This window comes from Desulfocurvus vexinensis DSM 17965 (assembly GCF_000519125.1).
Classification (GTDB): domain Bacteria; phylum Desulfobacterota; class Desulfovibrionia; order Desulfovibrionales; family Desulfovibrionaceae; genus Desulfocurvus; species Desulfocurvus vexinensis.
Window position 1 is genome coordinate 82,268 of sequence record NZ_JAEX01000012.1, and the last position, 17,322, is coordinate 99,589.

At 72.5% G+C, this 17,322-nt stretch carries 15 protein-coding genes; 1 reads left to right on the forward strand and 14 read right to left on the reverse strand.

Annotated features, from left to right (window positions below):
* Positions 1 to 179: 179 nt before the first annotated feature.
* The 7 genes from G495_RS0109870 to G495_RS0109900 form a co-directional block, all read right to left on the reverse strand.
* The gene (locus tag G495_RS0109870) at positions 180 to 3,185 is read right to left on the reverse strand and encodes an AIR synthase-related protein (RefSeq protein WP_028587678.1); all 3,006 of its coding nucleotides are present in this window, start codon (positions 3,183 to 3,185) and stop codon (positions 180 to 182) included.
* Between the two features lie 157 nt (positions 3,186 to 3,342).
* Positions 3,343 to 5,838 carry a diguanylate cyclase gene (locus G495_RS0109875; protein WP_028587679.1) on the reverse strand — a complete coding sequence of 832 codons (2,496 nt, stop codon included), beginning with the start codon at positions 5,836 to 5,838 and terminating at the stop codon, positions 3,343 to 3,345.
* An 18-nt stretch (positions 5,839 to 5,856) separates the two neighbouring features.
* Positions 5,857 to 6,822 carry a polyprenyl synthetase family protein gene (locus tag G495_RS0109880; RefSeq protein ID WP_028587680.1) on the reverse strand — a complete coding sequence of 322 codons (966 nt, stop codon included), beginning with the start codon at positions 6,820 to 6,822 and terminating at the stop codon, positions 5,857 to 5,859.
* A 68-nt stretch (positions 6,823 to 6,890) separates the two neighbouring features.
* Positions 6,891 to 7,700, reverse strand: coding sequence for a 1,4-dihydroxy-6-naphtoate synthase (locus G495_RS0109885; RefSeq protein WP_028587681.1), 810 nt, complete (start codon positions 7,698 to 7,700; stop codon positions 6,891 to 6,893).
* Positions 7,697 to 8,410 carry a futalosine hydrolase gene (mqnB, locus tag G495_RS0109890; protein ID WP_035251650.1) on the reverse strand — a complete coding sequence of 238 codons (714 nt, stop codon included), beginning with the start codon at positions 8,408 to 8,410 and terminating at the stop codon, positions 7,697 to 7,699. Before mqnB ends, G495_RS0109885 begins: the two co-directional genes overlap by 4 nt.
* Before the next feature lie 80 nt (positions 8,411 to 8,490).
* Positions 8,491 to 8,652, reverse strand: coding sequence for a hypothetical protein (locus tag G495_RS21730; RefSeq protein WP_156939666.1), 162 nt, complete (start codon positions 8,650 to 8,652; stop codon positions 8,491 to 8,493).
* A gap of 89 nt (positions 8,653 to 8,741) precedes the next feature.
* On the reverse strand, positions 8,742 to 10,055 hold the full coding sequence (locus tag G495_RS0109900; RefSeq protein ID WP_028587683.1) for a nucleotide sugar dehydrogenase: 1,314 nt from the start codon (positions 10,053 to 10,055) through the stop codon (positions 8,742 to 8,744).
* Positions 10,056 to 10,141: 86 nt separating this feature from the next.
* Here G495_RS0109900 and G495_RS0109905 point away from each other — a divergent pair, with 86 nt between their 5' ends.
* Positions 10,142 to 10,345, forward strand: coding sequence for a DUF2065 family protein (locus G495_RS0109905; RefSeq protein ID WP_028587684.1), 204 nt, complete (start codon positions 10,142 to 10,144; stop codon positions 10,343 to 10,345).
* A 164-nt stretch (positions 10,346 to 10,509) separates the two neighbouring features.
* On the opposite strand, the gene G495_RS22205 is transcribed toward G495_RS0109905, so the two are convergent.
* The 7 genes from G495_RS22205 to hemL all read right to left on the reverse strand — a co-directional run bounded on the left by G495_RS22205 (position 10,510) and on the right by hemL (position 17,211).
* Positions 10,510 to 11,733, reverse strand: a complete 1,224-nt coding sequence (locus G495_RS22205; RefSeq protein ID WP_211234139.1) for a ubiquinone/menaquinone biosynthesis methyltransferase — start codon at positions 11,731 to 11,733, stop codon at positions 10,510 to 10,512.
* 7 nt (positions 11,734 to 11,740) lie between these two features.
* Entirely contained in the window at positions 11,741 to 11,929 is a 189-nt protein-coding gene (locus G495_RS0109915) for a hypothetical protein (protein WP_028587685.1), read from the reverse strand.
* Positions 11,930 to 12,248: 319 nt separating this feature from the next.
* Complete coding sequence (locus tag G495_RS22210) at positions 12,249 to 13,382, reverse strand: hypothetical protein (RefSeq protein ID WP_028587686.1); 1,134 nt, start codon at positions 13,380 to 13,382, stop codon at positions 12,249 to 12,251.
* A 66-nt stretch (positions 13,383 to 13,448) separates the two neighbouring features.
* Positions 13,449 to 13,847, reverse strand: coding sequence for a cytochrome c3 family protein (locus G495_RS0109925; protein ID WP_028587687.1), 399 nt, complete (start codon positions 13,845 to 13,847; stop codon positions 13,449 to 13,451).
* Positions 13,848 to 14,078: 231 nt separating this feature from the next.
* Positions 14,079 to 14,843, reverse strand: coding sequence for a precorrin-3B C(17)-methyltransferase (gene cobJ, locus G495_RS0109930; protein WP_035251653.1), 765 nt, complete (start codon positions 14,841 to 14,843; stop codon positions 14,079 to 14,081).
* Entirely contained in the window at positions 14,840 to 15,937 is a 1,098-nt protein-coding gene (locus G495_RS0109935; protein ID WP_051445252.1) for a cobalt-precorrin 5A hydrolase, read from the reverse strand. Before G495_RS0109935 ends, cobJ begins: the two co-directional genes overlap by 4 nt.
* Positions 15,938 to 15,945: 8 nt before the next feature.
* Positions 15,946 to 17,211: a glutamate-1-semialdehyde 2,1-aminomutase gene (gene hemL, locus G495_RS0109940; RefSeq protein ID WP_028587690.1), complete on the reverse strand. Its 1,266-nt coding sequence runs from the start codon at positions 17,209 to 17,211 to the stop codon at positions 15,946 to 15,948.
* Between the last annotated feature and the right edge of the window lie 111 nt (positions 17,212 to 17,322).

The window sequence follows — 17,322 nt, forward strand, 5'->3', positions numbered from 1 at the left end:
CCGCTCCCGCCCTCGTTTCTGTCCGTGGCCGGTCGCTCCGTCCCCCAAAGAAAAAGGTCTTTTGGGGAGGAGGGGTGGGGGTGCGGGGGAGGGGAGGGACCCCTTTTCTCCTCAAGAAAAGAGGCCCCTCCCCCGCCCGGCCTCCCCCCAGCCGTGCCCGCGCCCGGCGGCCCGGCGCCCTACTGGGCGCCGGGGCCGTCGGTGCCGAAGGGGGCCTTCCAGGCGGCGGCCAGGGTCTCCACGGGTTCGGCGAGCACGGGGCGGTTGCCCTGGGTGATGGTCAGGGCGTCGCCGCCCACGGTGCCGATGCGCGCGCAGTGCTGCCCGGCGAACAGGGCCTCGAAGGCCGCCGCGTTTTCGGGGCGCACGCTGACCAAGAGCCGCGAGTTGGATTCGGAGTAGAGCAGGTCTGTTTCCTGCATGTCGTCCGGGCAGGCGGGCACGCGGGCCAGATCGATGGTCGCGCCGATGCGCCCGCCGATGCACATTTCGGCCACGGCCACGCCCAGGCCGCCGTCGGACAGGTCGTGGGCGGCGTTGACCAGCCCCTGGCCCATGGCGGCGTGCAGGGTGCGGTAGCGGGTGCGCGCGGCCACGGCGTCCACCTGGGGCACCTCGGAGAACGGGGCCTTGTAGAGCTCGGAGAGTTCCGAGCCGCCCAGTTCGGGGCGCGTCAGGCCCAGCAGGTAGACGTGGTCGCCCTGGGTCTTGAAGTCCGAGGTCACGCAGCGGTTCACGTCGCCGACGATGCCCAGCACGGAGTAGAGCACCGTGGGCGGGATGGAGATCTTCTGCCCGCCGCCGGTGTAGTCGTTCTTCATGGAGTCCTTGCCGGAGATGCAGGGCACGCCGAAGGCCTGGCAGAAGTGGGCCAGGGCCTGGTTGGCGCGCACGAGCTGGGCCAGCTTGTAGTGCCCGTCGGGGGTCTTGTCGCTCTGCACGGGGTCGCACCAGCAGAAGTTGTCGCACCCGGCCATGCGGTCGGGGTCCGCCCCGGTGGCCACGGCGTTGCGGATGGCCTCGTCGATGGCCGAGGCCATCATCCAGTAGGTGTCCAGGCGCGAGAACTTGGGGCAGATGCCGTGGGAGAGCACGAGGCCCTGGTCGGAGCCCAGCACGGGGCGCAGGGCCCCGGCGTCGGAGGGGCCGTCGGCCCGGGCGCCGGTGAGCGGCTTGACCACGCTGCCGCCCTGGACCTCGTGGTCGTACTGGCGCACCACGTATTCCTTGGAGCAGATGTTCAGGCGGCCGAGCATGGTGCGCAGCAGCTTGCCGTGGTCGGCGATGAACAGCGGCATGTAGGGCTCGTCGATGGCGGGGCGCTCCCACACGGCGGCGAGTTCCATCTGCGGCACGCCGTCGTGCAGGAAGTCCATGGGCAGGTAGGCCACGGGGCGCTCGCCGTAGGTGACGTGGAAGTAGCCCGAGTCGGTGAATTCGCCCAGGTGGGAGGCCTCGACGTCCATTTCTTCGGCCAGGGCCAGGAAGGCGGCCAGCTTGTCCTGGGGCACGGCCAGGGTCATGCGCTCCTGGGCCTCGGAGAGCAGGATTTCCCACGGGCGCAGGCCGTCGTACTTGAGCGGCGCGCGCGACACGTCCATGCGGCAGCCGCCGCTCATGCCGGCCATTTCGCCCACGGAGGACGACAGGCCGCCCGCGCCGTTGTCGGTGATGGCGTTGTACAGGCCCATGTCGCGGGCGCGCATGAGGAAGTCGTACATTTTGCGCTGGGTGATGGGGTCGCCGATCTGCACGGCGGTGGCCGGGGAGCCCTCGTGGAGTTCCTCGGAGGAGAAGGTCGCGCCGTGGATGCCGTCCTTGCCGATGCGCCCGCCGGTCATGACGATGGCGTCGCCGGGGTTGACGGTCTTCTCGTGGCTGGGGCGCCCGGCCACGGTGGCGGGCATGAGGCCCACGGTGCCGCAGAAGACCAGGGGCTTGCCCAGGTACTGGTCGTGGAAGACGATGGAGCCGTTGACCGTGGGGATGCCGGACTTGTTGCCGCCGTGCTCCACGCCCTCGCGCACGCCTTCGAGCACGCGGCGCGGGTGCAGCAGGCGCGGGGGCAGCTCGTTTTTCCAGAAGGGCGAGGCGAAGCAGAACACGTCGGTGTTGCACACGAGGTTGGCGCCCATGCCGGTGCCCATGGGGTCGCGGTTCACGCCGACGATGCCGGTCAGGGCTCCACCGTAGGGGTCCAGCGCCGAGGGGCTGTTGTGCGTCTCGACCTTGATGCACACGGCGTGCTCGTCGTCGAAGCGGATGACGCCCGCGTTGTCCTTGAACACGGACAGGCACAGGTCGGCCTTGCCGCGCGCGGCGCGGATGGCGGCGGTGCTGCCCGCGATGTAGGTCTTGAACAGGCTGTCCACGGTGGTGCGGGCGCCGGTTTCGCGGTTGTCGTAGTCGATCTTTGCGTTGAATATCTTGTGCTTGCAGTGCTCGGACCAGGTCTGGGCCAGGGCTTCGAGCTCGGCGTCGGTGGGCATGGCGGGCAGGCCCCGGGCGGCGCGGGCGGCGGCCACGGCGGGGTCGCGGTAGTGGTCGCGGATGGTGCGCATCTCCACCAGCGACAGGGCCAGGGTGTTTTCGCGCGAGAAGGCCATGAGCCCGTCGTCGTCCATGGCGTCGAGGTCGATGGTGTTGACCTCGTCGTGGGCCTCGCCGGTGACGCGGGCGGCCCGGGCTTCGAAGCCGGGGGCCTTCGCCCACTGGGCGGCGCTCTTGTACTCGTAGCGCTGGATCAGCTCGTTGGCCAGGTAGCCGCCAGCCATGCGCCGCACGTCGTCCTCGTCCAGGTCGCCCGAGAGCAGGTACTGGGTGGAGGTGTACACGGCGACCTGGGCGGCCTCGGCCTTGGTCAGGCCCAGGACCAGGGCCACGGCCTCGCGGGCGGTGCGGCCCTCGTTGTCGGTGACGCCGGGGCGCAGTCCGACCTCGATGGCCCAGTCGAAGCCCTCGGCCAGGGGCGTGCGCGAGACGGAGTGCAGCACGGGATCGTGCAGGGCCCCGGCGTCCAGGATGCGGGCAATCCCGGCCTCGTCCACGCCCTGGATGGTGAAGACCTTGATGATCCGGCACTGCGAGACGCACACCCCCAGGGCGGCGTGCAGGCCGCGCGCGGTGCGCAGGCCGACGCTGTCGGTGACATGGGGGCGCGGGGCCAGTTCGATGCGGCAGAGCATTGCGGCGACTCCTGTGGCGGCGAAATGGGCCCACCCGGTGTGGGCGGGCCATGGAACGGCAAATGGCGCCGTGGCGCCGGTGGGGACTGTACGCGAGTCCTGGAAAAAAGCAAAACCCGGCTGCGGGCCCGTGGCGGGCGGGAGCTGGCGCCGGGGGCTAGGGCTCCCCGGCCTCGACGATGGCGTTGCCGCCCCGGGCCTTGGCCCGGTAGCAGGCGCGGTCGGCGCGGCGCACCAGGTCGTCGGGGTTCTCGCCGTCGAGCAGCGTGGCCAGGCCAAGGCTCACGCCCAGCTCCGGGCCGTAGCGCGCCACGATGGCGTCGCGCAGGCGCTGGGCCAGCACGCGCAGCCCTTCGGGCTTGGAGTCGGTGGCGATGATGGCGAACTCGTCGCCGCCGTAGCGGCAGGGCAGGTCCGTGCCCTTGCGCACCGTGTCGCGGACGATGGCCGCCACGTCCTTGAGCACCTCGTCGCCCGCCTGGTGGCCCCGGGTGTCGTTGATGTCCTTGAAGCCGTCCAGGTCGAAGAAGACCATGCCCATGGGCCTGCCGGTGCGCGTGGCACGGCGTGCCTCGCGCTCCAGGAAGGCGTGGAACTGGAAGCGGTTGAACAGCTCGGTCAGGCTGTCGAACAGGGCCTGGCGCTTGAGGCGCTCCTCCAGGCGGCGCACGGAGGTCAGGTCGCGCCCGACCACGAGATAGGCCGGGCTGGTGGCCCTGGTCCCGCGCAGGCGCGAGACCATCAGCTCCAGGGACTTGAAGGTGCCGTCGCGCAGCTGGAGGATGATCTCCGCCGAGGGGGCCTCGTCGTCGAGCATGGCCGGGCCCCAGGTTCCCGCGAAGCTGCCCACGGGCTTGGCCACGGCGAACAGGTTGCGCCCGGTGAGGCGGTCGGAGTAGCGCGGGCTGGCGAAGGTGATGGTTCCGGCGGCGTCCACGGTCATGACCATGTCCTGCATGGAGCCCACGAGCTGCTCCATGAACGCGCCCTGCCTGAGGGCCTGGGCCTCCACGGCCGAGACCTCGGTCACGTCCTCGGCCAGGAAGAGCACCGAGGTGCGCCCGGCGCGGGATTCCTTGTGCGCCGAGAAGTACATGCAGCGCGGCGGGGCCCCGGGCTGGCCGGGGTCGGAGCAGTAGATCTTGGAGAAGGTCGGCCGGTCGGGGTTGCCCAGGAACAGCCGCCATTCCGTGTCCACGCTGGGCACGTCCAGCAGGGCCATGCATTCCATGACGTCGCGGCCCAGGGGGTTCTTGGGCTGGCCCAGGAAGGCGTACAGGGCGGGGTTGAGCTCCAGCACGCGCCCGTCCTCGTCCAGCCGGGCCACGCCCACGGGCAGGGCGTCCAGGGTGTCGGCCTTGGCCTCGAGCACGGCGTGGCGCAGGCAGTACTGCTCGTAGGCCCGCGACAGGAAGCGCAGGAACAGGTTCATGTCCTGCTCGGCCTCCTTGGCCAGGGTCCCGGCCTTCAGGCGCAGCTCGCCCCACTTCTCGCCCGAGGCCAGCAGCAGCAGGCGGCGCTTGGTGAAGCGCCAGGGCAGGCCCTCGTCCAGGGCGGCATGGCCGCCTTCCTCCAGGGTGCCGTCCTTGGCCAGCAGCAGGTCCCAGCCGTCGTCGCGCGGGGCGCGCAGGGCGAGGTCCCACTCCGTGAGTCCGAAGTTCCAGCGCAGGTGGCGGCCCACGATGCGCGCCACCGAGGGCGTGCCCCCCGAGGTCGCGGTGATCTCCATGGTCTGGAAATGGTAGTTCTGCATGGCCTGGATGGAGTGCTCGTAGAGCCGCGCCGCCGGGGCGGCCTCCTCCAGGTCCAGGATGGCGAGCATGGAGCGGTATTTCTGGATGCACACCGCGCGCATCTGCTCCACGTCGGCGGTGGAGGCGCCCAGGCGCTCGCGCAGCAGCATCTCGAACTGCACCAGCAGGATGGGGTCGCGGTCGCACCCGGCGGCCAGCTCGGCCCACTGGGTGGCCAGGGTCACGGCCTGGGCCAGGGGCGGCAGGCTGTCCACGGCCTCGGTGTCGTGGTGGTGGGCGATGCAGCCGCCGCCCAGGTCGGGCACGCCCCAGTCGGCCAGGGCGCGCAGGGTCAGCTGCGGGTGGGTCAGGCCCCAGGCGCGGGCTTCGGCGTCCATCTGCCCGGGGCGCAGGCAGGTCAGCACCTCGGCGTCGCCGCCGTAGGGCAGCATGTCGGGCGCCGTGCGCGCCACCAGCAGCAGCGAAAGGTCCTTGAGCAGGGCGCACAGGTAGGCCAGGTCGGCTTCGCCGGGGCACAGCCGCTCGGCCAGCAGCTCGGCGGCGATGGCCGACCAGACCACCAGGCGCCAGTTGGCGAAGTTGGCCTCGCTCTTGTCGCCAGCCAGGCCCTTGCCCGCGAAGGACACGGACAGGGCGATCTTGAGGATCTCCTTGGTGCCCAGGACCACGGCGGCCCGCTCCAGGGTGGTGACCTTCTGGGACAGGGAGTAGAAGGGCGAGTTGACCAGGGTCAGGGCGGCGGCGGAGAGCACAGGGTCCAGCCCGATGACGCGGGCGATGTCTTCGAAATCGGGGTGGGGCTTGACCAGCTCGCGCATGAGCTGCGCCGTGACGGGCGGGAAGACCTGTTCGAGCCCTTGGCGCACCGAGGCGAGGAGGCGTTCCGTTCCGCTGCTCATGATTGCTCCCGGGAAATGCTATTTGTTCCTGGACAGCACGAGATCCAGGATGTCGGCCAGAAGCTCACGCTCCGGGCCCGGGGGGAAGGTCTCCAGGGCCTGGGCGGCCAGGGCCGCGTAGCCGCGCGCAGCGTCGCGCGTGGCCTCGGCGCAGCCCGAGGTGGCCACCTGGTCGGCGATCTGGCGGGCCGCGTCGGCGTCCAGCTCGCCCCGGGTGAAGCGGTCTTCCAGCTCCTGGCGCCCGGCGGGGGGCAGGGTGCGCAGGTAGAGGATGAGCGGCAGGGTCATCTTGCCCTCGCGCAGGTCGCCGCCCGAGGGTTTGCCCGTGACCTCCAAGGGGCTCACGTAGTCCAGGGCGTCGTCCACGAGCTGGAAGGCGATGCCCAGGTTCAGGCCGTAGTCGTGGGCGGCCTGCTCGGCAGCCTCCCCGCATCCGGCCAGGATGGCCCCGCACTGGCAGGCGCCCTGGAACAGGTAGGCCGTCTTGCCGGTGATGATCTCGTAGTAGCGCTCCTGGCTCATGGCCGTGTCGCGCACGCTGGCGATCTCCATGATTTCGCCGGTGACGGTGCGCAGGATGGCCTCGGCCAGCACGGCGTTCAGGCGCGGGATGTCGTAGTCGGCCACCAGGCGGTTGGCCAGGGCCAGCAGCACGTCTCCGGCCAGGATGGTGCCGGTGCGGCCGAATTCCAGGTGCGCGGCGGCGCGGCCCCGGCGCATGGCGGCGGCGTCGAGGATGTCGTCGTGCAGCAGGGTGGCCGAGTGCAGCAGCTCCAGGGAGCAGGCCAGGGGGTAGGGGTCGGCCGCGCAGCCCAGGGCCCGGGCGGTGGCCAGGGCCAGCAGCGGGCGCAGGCGCTTGCCCCCGGCGCCCAGCACATGCTGCGCGGCGGGGCGCACCACGGGGTCGAGCCGCGCGGTCTGGGCGTCGAGGAAGGCGTTGATGCGCGGCAGTTCGTCTTGGAGATAGCGGGCGATGGAGTTCATGTGATGCTCATTATCCATGGTTGGGCGTGGATGGCAAGTGCTTCCGGGCGGCTGCGGGGCGCGGGGGGTCACGGCGCGGCCGCGGCCCCGGGCCGGGCCAGGGCGCGCAGGGCGTCCAGGGCCGCGCATCCGGCGGGGCCCATGTCCAGGCTCAGGGCGTCCACATAGGCGGCGATGTGCGCCTGCAAGGTGGCGTCGTCCAGCTCGCGGGCCAGGGCGCGCACCAGGGGCCACACGGCCTCGCGCCGCGCCCGCGCCAGGGCCAGGCTGGCACGGATGGCCCCGGCCACGGCCCGGCGCAGGGCTGCGGGCAGGCTGCGCCGGGCGGCGATGACGCCCAGGGGCAGCGGCGTGCCGCCCGCCCTGGCCGCCCACCAGGCGCCCAGGTCCAGGCGCAACTCCAGCCCGTGGCGCTCGGGCACCAGGGCGGTTTCGTGGATCAGCAGCCCGGCGTCGGCCTCGCCCCGGGCCACGGCCCCGGCCACGAGGTCGAAGCGCATGGGCAGGGGCGTGAAGGGCCGGGGCAGGGCCGCGCGCAGCACGGCGAAGGCCGTGGTGTCCAGCCCGGGCACGGCCACGGTGCGCGGGGCCTCGGGCCCGCCGGGCCGGGCCACGAGCTTGGGCCCGGCCCCGGTGCCGAAGGCCCCGCCGCAGGGCAGGATTTCGTAGCGGTCCTCAAGGCCCAGGGCGGCGGCTGCGGAGAGCTTGACCACGTCGAAGCGTCCGGCGGCGGCGTCCTGGTTGAGCTGTTGCACGTCGGCCCAGCAGAAGCGCGCGTCCACGCCCGGGCCCGGCGACAGGCCGAGCACCCAGGCCGCGAAAATGAAGGTGTCGTTGGGGCAGGGCGAGATGGCCACGGACAGGGGGGCGGCGCTCACGGGGTGCCTCCGGGGTGCCCGCACAGGGCGGCCAGGGCCCCGGGCAGGGCGGCCAGGGCCCCGGGCAGGTCCCAGCGGTCGGCGCGGCGGGTGCCCACGGCGTTGGACACGGTGCGGACTTCCAGGAAGGGCAGGCCCGCTTCCAGGCAGGCCAGGGCCAGGGCATAGCCTTCCATGCTTTCAAGCTGCGCGCCGTGGGCCGCGCGCAGGGCGCTGGCCGTGGCGGCGTCGGCGCTGGCGGCGGCCACGGTCAGGGCGTGGACCCGGGGCCAGGGGGCGGGCAGGGCCAGGCCCATGGCCCGCGCGGCGGCGTCCGGCTCCAGGGCCAGGGTCGCGCCCAGGGGCCCGGCGGGCGTGCGGCCCACGGGGAAGCCCAGGGCGGCGGCGTCCACTCCCGCCTGGGTGCGCAGGCCGAATTCGGGCCAGGTTTCGCGCCCGGCCACGGCCACGGCGCCCAGGGGCAGGGCGGCGGTGTCGAAGCTGCCCGCCACGCCGAGGTTGAGCACCCCGGCCACGGCCCCGGGGTCCAGGGCGCCCAGCAGCCGCCCCAGGCGCAGGGCCGCGCCCACGGGCCCGACCCCCGCGACCAGGGCCAGGGCCCGGCGCCCGGGCAGGGCCACGGGGGCCGTGTCGCCCGGCTCCAGGCCCGGGGGCGCCCCGGGCAGGGCGGCGCACAGTTCGGTTGCGGTGGCCAGGGCCAGAACAAGCATGTGTGTCCTCAGAAAGCGGGTACCGGCATCCCGGAGCCTTGCGGGAGGGCCGATCCTTCCCGGGGCGCCGGTCAGGGGCGTCAGTCCTTGCGCAGGGTGAGCAGCACGCGGCCCGAGGGCAGCACGCGCCGGGCGGCGATGCGCGCGCCCCGGTGGCGGGCGATGGCGTCCACCTTGAACACGCCCTCGCCCGTGGTTTCCGCCGTGAGCCCCCCGCCGGGGGGCAGCTGCGCGAGGAGCATGGACACCTCGCGCAGCCCGGTTCAGCAGTCCCGCCAGCAGTTCACCGGGGCGGGGGCCGCGTCGCGCTGCGTCTCGTCCATGGCGGCGCCTACAGCCGCCAGAGGTCGAAGCCCGCGTCCAGCGCGGCCCGGCGGTCGAAGAAGCCCTTGAGGTCCAGCAGCAGCGGGGCCCGGCCCGGGGCGAACATGGTCGCCAGGGCGGGCAGGTCCAGGGCGCGGTAGGCCTCGTGGGGCACGGCCAGGATCAGCGCGTCCAGCCCGGTGAAGCCCTCCAGGGGCGTCAGCTCCAGGCCGTACTCGTGGCGGGCCTCGGCGGGGTCGGCCATGGGGTCGTTGACCAGGCAGGCCACGCCGTATTCCTCCAGCGCGCGGACCACGTCCACGACCTTGGTGTTGCGCAGGTCGGGCACGTTTTCCTTGAAGGTCAGGCCCAGGATGCCGACCCGCGCGCCCTTGACCAGCCGCTCGCGGGCGATGATGCGCTTGACGGCGGTTTCGGCCACGAAGCGGGCCATGCCGTCGTTGGTGCCGCGCCCGGCCAGGATGACCTGGGGGTGGAAGCCGATGGCCTCGGCCTTGAAGGTCAGGTAGTAGGGGTCCACGCCGATGCAGTGGCCGCCCACCAGCCCGGGCCGGAAGGGCAGGAAGTTCCATTTGGTCCCGGCGGCTTCGAGCACCTCCAGGGTGTCGATGCCCATGCGGTCGAAGATCAGGGCCAGCTCGTTCATCAGGGCGATGTTCAGGTCGCGCTGGGTGTTCTCGATGACCTTGGCGGCCTCGGCCACGCGGATGCTGGTCACGCGGTGGACCCCGGCCTTGACCACGCGGGAATAGACGGCGCACAGCAGGTCGGCGGTGGCGTCGTCCATGCCCGCCACGACCTTGACGATGGTCTCCAGGGTGTGGACCTTGTCGCCGGGGTTGATGCGCTCGGGCGAGTAGCCCACGAAGAAGTCGCGCCCGCAGGCGAGCCCGGAGCGTTCCTCCAGGATGGGCACGCAGACCTCTTCGGTCAGCCCCGGGTAGACGGTGGACTCGTAGGCCACCACCGTGCCGGGGGCGAGGTTGGCGCCCACGGTGGCGCTGGCCCCGCGCACGGGGCCAAGGTCCGGGCTGCGGTAGGCGTCGATGGGCGTGGGCACGGCCACGATGACGAGCCCGGCGCGGCGCAGGCTGGCGGGGTCGCAGCTGTAGTCGATGCGCGCCCCGGCCAGGGCGTCGGGGGCGACCTCGCCGGTGCGGTCGCGCCCGGCGCGCAGCTCGTCCACCCGGGCGGCGCTGATGTCGAAGCCGATGACGGAAAAATGCCGCGACAGGGCCACGGCCAGGGGCAGGCCCACATAGCCCAGGCCGACCACGGCCACGGGCTTGGCGTGCGAGGAAAGTTCGTCGAAGGTCGTCATGTGCGGGGTTGTCTCCTGATGGGTTCCGGCGGGGCGTTCCCCGCCGGGGTCTGGACACGCGCCCCGGGCCGGGGTAGGACGTGCCCATGCAATTCGATTGGTCCTTGTTCGTGTGCGCCGTGGGGCTGGCCTTCGTGTTCGAGGGGCTGGTCTACGTGGCCGGGGCGTCGCGGATGCCCGCACTGTTGCGCGCGCTCTCCGAGCGCACCCCCGCCGAACTGCGGGCCATGGGCGCCGTCGCCGTGGTCCTGGGGCTGGCGCTGGTCTACCTGGCCCGCAAGCTCGTCTAGCAGGCCGCCTGCCCCTGCCCGGCCGCGCCGTTGCGCCGCGCCCGGGCCTTCGCGGATGTCCTTTCCTGCGTCAGGCGCATGGTTCCTGCCATGCCGTTTCGGCCTTGCCGCACGGCCTGCGGAGAAGCATTTCCCCGCAGCCCGCCGGGCCGGGGCGCCTGTCCTTATCCCTTCTTCTTCGCCGCAGCCTTGGGGGCCTTGGGCTTGGCCGGAGCCTTGGCGTCGGTTTTGGGCTTGGCCTTGGGCTTTGGTTTGGCCGGAGCCTTGGGCGCGGTGTCCTTCGCCTTGGCCGTGGGTTTGGCCGGAGCCTTGGCGGCGGCCTTGGGCTTTGCTGCTGTGTCCTTCGCCTTGGGCTTGGCCGGAGCCTTGGCCTTTTCCGGAGCCTTGGCGTCGGCCTTGGGCTTGGCCTCGGGCTTCGCCTTGGCCGGAGCCTTGGCCGCGCCCCCGGGGGCGGGGGCGCCCTGGCGGGCCGTGCCCAGGGCGCTCAGGGCGGCCTCGACGTTGGCGGCGGCGCGCAGGGCGGCCTGCCCCGGGTCGGGGTCGGGCGTCGTCTTGGGCGTAGCGAACGCGGCGACTGCGGCGGGCGCGGCGACCGGGGCGGGCCGGGGCGCGGCCCCGGCAGCCTCGGCGGGGGCCTTGGCCCCGGCCGCGCCGACCACGAAGGTGTCGCCCGCGTGCAGGCGCTTTTCGGCCACGTGGATATTGACCACCCCGCCCATGAGCGGCTCGTGGGCCACGTTGACGAACCCCGCCGCGCGCAGTTCTTCTTCCAGGCCCCGGGCGTCGGGGAAGGCGCGGATGGTGTCGGCCAGATAGCGGTAGGCCGTGGCGTCGCCGGAAATCACCCGGCCCGCCAGGGGCAGCAGGCGGTCGAGGTAGAGGTTGTACAGGCCCTTCCAGATGGGGCGGCTGGCGGAGCCGAACTCCAGGATGCACAGCCGCCCGCCCGGGGTGAGCACGCGCAGCATTTCGGCGTAGGCCGCCGGGCGGGGCAGGATGTTGCGGATGCCGAAGGCGATGGTCACGGCGTCCACGCAGCCCTCGGGCAGGGGCAGGGCCCGGCCGTCGGCCTGCACGGGCTGCACGGCGTAGCGGTTCCCGCCGAGCTTGGCCGCGCCGCGCTGGAGCATGGGCAGGGCGAAATCCAGGGCCAGCACGGTGCAGCCCGGATGCTGGCGGCGCAGCTCCAGGGCCACGTCCATGGTGCCTGCGGCCAGGTCGAGGAAGCGCCGCGTGGCCAGGGGCCGCACGGCGCGCACCAGCTGGCGGCGCCAGATGATGTCCAGCCCCAGGCTCAGGAAATGGTTGAGGAAGTCGTAGCGGCCCGCGATGCGTCCGAACATGCTGCGGACGCGTCCGGCGTGGGCGGTGTGCTCGGCTGTGCTCATGGCGGCCTCAGGCGTTGTCGGCGTCGGACGGGCCGGGCGCGGCGCCCGGGGCCGCGCCGGAGATGGTGCGCAGCACTTCGTTGTAGATGGCCGGGAAAATTTCGGAAAAATTGCTGGGGGAGACGCGCCCGGTCTCGATGAACTTGACCGTGATCTCCTTGGCAACCTGTAGGGCCTGCTTGCTGTCCTTGTCCACCATGGCCTCCGGGAACGCTCAGGGGAAAACAAAAACCCGCCCGGGGGGAAACGGCCCAGACCACCGAGTCGGGCGTCCGGGCGGGAAAAGAGAGGGAACCGTGAAGCCCACCCTCGTTTTTCCGGCCTTGTAGCATGGCCCCCGGCGGGAGTCGAGTGCGCGCGGGCCAGGAAAAGGGCCCCCGGTGAAAGGCCGGGGGCCCGCAAGAGCCTAAAGGCGAAAACGTGTTGTCTGGCAGGGCCCGTGAGCCGGGGCGGCTGCGGGCCGGGCGCGCCGGGGCCGGGTGCGGGCAGCCCCTGCGGGCCGTCCGCCGGGGCTGCTAGCCCTTGAGCAGGGCCGCGATCTCCTCGCGGATGATGCGCGCGGCGGCGGCGGCGGCCTGGCGCTCCATGTCGGCCTCCAACTCGGCCCGCAGGGTGGCCGTGATCTCCTGGGTCAGCTCTGCGGTGAGGGCGGCCTTGATGTCCCGGGTCAGCTCTTCGGCCAGGGTGGCCTTGATTTCGGCCAGCAGCGCGTCGGCGGGGGCGGCGGCCGGTTCCGGGGCCGGGGCTGCGGCCAGGCGTTGCTCCAGCTCCTGGAAGCGGGCCTCCAGGCGCGTGGTCAATTCCTTGTCCACCAGGGCTTCGAGGCGGTCCGTGCGTTCGAGCAGGCCTTCCAGGGCGTCCTGGGGCAGCACGGCGGGCGGCCCTTCGAGGAAGCGGCCGGAAGCGGGCACGGGCTCGGCGCCCGCGCCATGGGCCTGGGCTGTGGGCCGGGGCGCCGGGGCGGGCTTGGGGGCCGGGGCGGGAGCGGGTTCGGGCTCCGGGGCGGGCTCGGGCTCGGGGTCCGGCCCGAAGGCGGGGGCCTCGTCGCCCAGGTCCAGTCCGTCCAGCCCGGCGATGGCCTGATCCAGGTCGTCCAGCCCGTCCAGGGATTCAAGATCGCCCAAATCGCCCAGGTCGCCCAACGCCTCGGGCTCTTCTGCGGGTTCGGGGGCTGGCGAGGGCTTCTGGGCCGCCTTGGCGGCGGGCTTCGGGGCGGGTTTGGCGCCGCCGTCGAGCTCGTTCAGCAGGTCGTCCAGGCTGGAGAGGTCGAGGTCATCGTCTTCTTCGTCGTCCAGGCCGGGCACACCCGGCAGGTCGTCGCCGTCCAGCCCCGAGAGGGCGGACTCCAGGTCGTCCAGCCCGTCCGGGTCCGCGCCGCCGCCCTTGCCCGGTGCGGCTTGCGGCCCGGGGGCCGGTGCGGCGCCCAGGGAGTCCAGTTCCTTTTCCAGGTCGTCCAGGTCGAGGTCGTCGCCGTCGGAAACCGGAGCATCGGATCCGCCGTCCTTGTCGTCGGCGAACAGCTCCTCCAACTCCTGCTCGAAGCTGATGTCGTCATCGGCATCGCCCCCGCCCATGTCGGCGAGGTCGCCCTTCTTGATGATTTCGGTCAGTTCAAGGATGTCTTCCGTGTCGGCGTCGCCCGGTACCATCGCGGACCTCTCGGGGTTGCGTCCATGAACAATGGGGGCCGCTTGCGCGGCCCCCCCGGTGCCTTGCTACTCGGCGTGGCAGGCGGAACCCTTACAGCCGGTCAGCTTCTTCTTCAGTTCCTTGTCGTCGCCAGCCTTGTCGGCGTGGCAGGACACGCAGGTCGGATGCGCGGCCTTCTTGTTGTGCATGGCCAGGTAGTACGAGTTGACGGACTTGTCCTTCTTGTCCATCACATCGTGGCAGCCAGCCTCGGAGCAGGAAGTGATCGCTCCGGCGCCGTCCCAGGTGTGGTGGCACGCCTTGCAGTCGTCGGCCTTGTGCGTGCTGTGGTTGAACACCACGGGCTTCTCGGTCTTGGCCATCTTCAGACCATCGGCGGGAGCGTCGGCGGCGTTGACGGCGGGCAGAGCGACGAAGCACATGACGGCGGCACTCATGAGACCCATGGAAACGAACTTCTTCATCGTGGTTTCACCTCCTCAAGTGATTGACAAAGTATTCACACAGTGGGAGCACTAGTGTACGTGGCTTGCCGTGTCAAGGCAAGCCTCGCCGGAAAGAGGGGTTCTACGCGGCGCGCGGCGCCGCTTTTCGTTTCCGCCCCCCGGTCCGCAGGGTGCCCGCCTCCGCACAAGCAAGATGCGGGCCAGCGGCAGGGCTCCCGGCCCCGGCGAACCGGCGCCGCGCCCGGCCCCTCAGCCGCCGGCTCCGCCCTCCGCAGGGCCGTATTTGTCCATGTAGCCGCGCGGGGTGATCATCCGCCCGCCGTGGGCCCGGGTGCACGAGTTGCCCACGATGACGATGGAGACCATGTCCGCCGCGCCGGGGTCGAACGCGCACAGCGGCGCCACCAGGGCCGTCTGGCCCGGGCGGCAGGCCTGGCGCACGAGGCCCACGGGCGTCTGCGGCGCGCGGTGGCGGGCGATGATGTCCAAGGCCCGGGCCAGCTGCCAGTCGCGGCGGTGCGAGCGCGGGTTGTAGAGCACGACGACGAAATCCGCCGCCGCCGCGTGGTCCAGGCGCGCCTCGATGCGCTCCCAGGGCGTGAGCAGGTCCGACAGGCTGATGACGGCGAAATCGTGGGTCAGCGGCGCGCCGAGCACTGCCGCCGCCGCCGCCAGGGCCGGGATGCCCGGCACCACCTCGGCGCGCACCTCGTCCAGCAGCCCGGCCTGCTCGAGCATCTCGAAGACCAGCCCGGCCATGCCGTAGACCCCGGCGTCGCCGCCGGAGACCACCGCCACCTCGCGGCCCTGGCGGGCCAGGTCGATGGCCGCGCGCACGCGGTCCAGCTCCTGGCGCATGCCAGTGACCACCACCTCCTTGCCCTCCAGCAGCGCCGGATGCACGAGGTCGATGTAGGTCTTGTAGCCGACCACGGCGTGGGCGCGGGTCAGCGCCGCCCAGGCCCGGGGGGAGAGGTGGGTGTCGTCGCCCGGGCCCAGCCCGACCACCGTCACCCGGCCAGGGCGACGGCCACCGTCACGTTGCCGCACCTGGTCTTGTGCACCAGAAGTTCCGTCGCTCCCGCCAGTTTCATGGCCGCTGCCTCGCATACGCCGGGTACTCCTGTCTCGTGTTCCACCCGCGCCGAAGGGTTCGGCACGGGGATGTCCTTGAGGTCGCCAGTTTCATAGAACAGGATGGCCTTGCCCATCTGCGCGGCGGCCTCCAGCAGCCCGGCCTCGTCGCGCTTGAGGCCGATGCTGGCCAGCCCGAGCACCGCCAGGGGCGACAGCCCGGCCCCGGCCAGGGTCGCCTGCACGGCGGCCCCGACCTCGCCCGCCGTCACGCCCCGGCGGCAGCCCACGCCCACGGCCAGACACGGCGGGTGCAGTACCAGCTCCTGCTCCCCGGGCTCGGTCACGCGCTCGGTGACGCGCACCCCGGGCAGCCCCGGGCGCCACGCCCCGGGCTCGGGCAGGTGCACGAAATGCCCGGGCCAGGGCTCCTCGCCCCCGGGCGCCGCGCGCAGGCCCAGCCAGTCGTGCGGGTCGAGCACCTGCACGGGGTCGCCCGCCAGCAGCGCGATGTTCACGGCCTTGACCGCGCCCAGGTTGGCAATGGCCAGCCCGCGCTCGGCGGCCAGCACGTCCAGGGCGGGCAGGTCCTCGGTGTCCGTGGCCGTGGTCACCACCGCCGTGCCCGCCGTGATGGCCGCCACCTCGCGGGCCAGGGCGTTGGCCCCGCCCAGATGCCCGGACACCAGGCTCACGGCGAAGCGTCCGCGCTGGTCGAGCACGACCACCGCCGGGTCCTGCCCCTTGCCGCGCAAATGCGCCGCCACGGCGCGGACCACGATGCCCGCCGCCGCCACGAACACATGGCGCCGGTAGGCCGCGAACACCGTGCCCACGAAGGGCACCAGGGCGTCGAAGGCCGTGGCCCCGGGATAGTCCGGCTCCAGGCGTCGGGTCACGAACAGCGCCGCCCCCAGCTCGCGGGCCAGGGCCCGGCCCAGGCGCGCCCCGGCGGGGGTCAGCGCGTAGACCGCCGTGGCCAGGCGCTCGGGGGGCAGCGGGTCGCGCCCCGCGCCGCCTTCGGGCTCGAACATGGCCCGGCCTACAGGTCCGCCGCGCGGGCGGCGCTCAGGTAGCGGTCGTAGTCCTCTTCGGTGTGCGCAAAGGACGTGAACGCGCATTCGTAGGCCGAGGGCGCGAGGTTGACCCCGCTCCGGCGCATCTGGGCGTAGAAGCGCGCGTAGCGCCCGGCGTCCGCCGCGCTGGCCGTGGCGAAATCCGTCACCGGGCCCTCGGCGAAGAACAGGGTGAAGATGGACGCGATATGGTTGATGGTATGCGCCACGCCCTTCTCGGTCATGATGCCCGACAGCTCGGCCACCAGGGCGTCCGTGCGCGCCTCCAGGGCCGCGTAGTCCGCCCGGGCCAGCAGGGTCAGGGTCGCCAGCCCGGCGGCCATGGCCACCGGGTTGCCCGACAGCGTGCCCGCCTGATACACCCCGCCGCACGGCGCCACATGCTCCATGATCTCGCGCCGCCCGCCGTAGGCGCCCACGGGGTAGCCGCCGCCGATGATCTTGCCCATGGTCGTCAGGTCCGGCGTGATGGCGAAGCGCTGCTGCGCGCCGCCCAGGGCCACCCGGAAGCCGGTGATGACCTCGTCGAAGATGAGCAGCGCGCCGTGCTCGCGGGTCAGCGCGCGCAGGCCCTCCAGGAAGCCCGGCGCCGGAAGCACCAGCCCCATGTTGCCCGCCACGGGCTCCACGATCACCGCCGCGATGTCCGCCCCGCGCTGCGCAAACAGGGCGCGCACGGCCTCCAGGTCGTTGTACGGCGCAAGCAGCGTGTGGGCCACCACCTGCGCGGGCACGCCCGGGGTGCCGGGAATGGACAGGGTCGCCACCCCCGAGCCAGCCGCCGCCAGGAAGCTGTCCGCATGGCCGTGGTAGCAGCCCGTGAACTTGACCACCAGATCGCGGCCCGTGTAGCCGCGCGCCAGACGCAGGGCGCTCATGGTCGCCTCGGTGCCCGAGCTGACCATGCGCACCATCTCCACGCCGGGCACCGCGTCCACCACCGCCTGGGCCATGGCCACCTCCTGCGGGCAGGGCGCGCCGAAGCTGGCGCCCCGGGCCGCAGCCTCGGCAGCGGCGCGGGTGACCTCGGGGTGCGCGTAGCCAAGCAGCATCGGCCCCCAGCTCATGACCATATCGACAAGCTCGTCGCCGTCCACCGTGCGCAGCCGGGCGCCCGCCGCGCTCGCGATGAACAGCGGGTCCACCCCCACGCTGCGGCAGGCGCGCACCGGGCTGTTGACCCCGCCGGGGATGAGCTGCTGGGCCTTGGCAAACAATTCGTCGGATCGCATGTCGGGTCTCCTGTGGCTGTGGTGCGTGTCGGGTCGTGTCGTGATGCGGGAAGCCGGGAGAGGGGGCGGGGAAAAACCCCCTTTTTCTGGCGGCAAAAGGGGGTTTTTCCC

Coding starts and splice junctions, on each gene's coding strand:
- G495_RS0109875 (WP_028587679.1), bottom strand. CDS start 5,838: ATGAGCAGCGGAACGGAACGCCTCCTCGCCTCGGTGCGCCAAGGGCTC.
- G495_RS0109905 (WP_028587684.1), top strand. CDS start 10,142: ATGCAATTCGATTGGTCCTTGTTCGTGTGCGCCGTGGGGCTGGCCTTC.
- G495_RS0109935 (WP_051445252.1), bottom strand. CDS start 15,937: ATGTTCGAGCCCGAAGGCGGCGCGGGGCGCGACCCGCTGCCCCCCGAG.
- G495_RS22210 (WP_028587686.1), bottom strand. CDS start 13,382: ATGGTACCGGGCGACGCCGACACGGAAGACATCCTTGAACTGACCGAA.
- G495_RS0109925 (WP_028587687.1), bottom strand. CDS start 13,847: ATGAAGAAGTTCGTTTCCATGGGTCTCATGAGTGCCGCCGTCATGTGC.
- G495_RS22205 (WP_211234139.1), bottom strand. CDS start 11,733: ATGAGCACAGCCGAGCACACCGCCCACGCCGGACGCGTCCGCAGCATG.
- hemL (WP_028587690.1), bottom strand. CDS start 17,211: ATGCGATCCGACGAATTGTTTGCCAAGGCCCAGCAGCTCATCCCCGGC.
- G495_RS0109900 (WP_028587683.1), bottom strand. CDS start 10,055: ATGACGACCTTCGACGAACTTTCCTCGCACGCCAAGCCCGTGGCCGTG.
- G495_RS0109880 (WP_028587680.1), bottom strand. CDS start 6,822: ATGAACTCCATCGCCCGCTATCTCCAAGACGAACTGCCGCGCATCAAC.
- mqnB (WP_035251650.1), bottom strand. CDS start 8,410: ATGCTTGTTCTGGCCCTGGCCACCGCAACCGAACTGTGCGCCGCCCTG.
- G495_RS21730 (WP_156939666.1), bottom strand. CDS start 8,652: ATGCTCCTCGCGCAGCTGCCCCCCGGCGGGGGGCTCACGGCGGAAACC.
- G495_RS0109870 (WP_028587678.1), bottom strand. CDS start 3,185: ATGCTCTGCCGCATCGAACTGGCCCCGCGCCCCCATGTCACCGACAGC.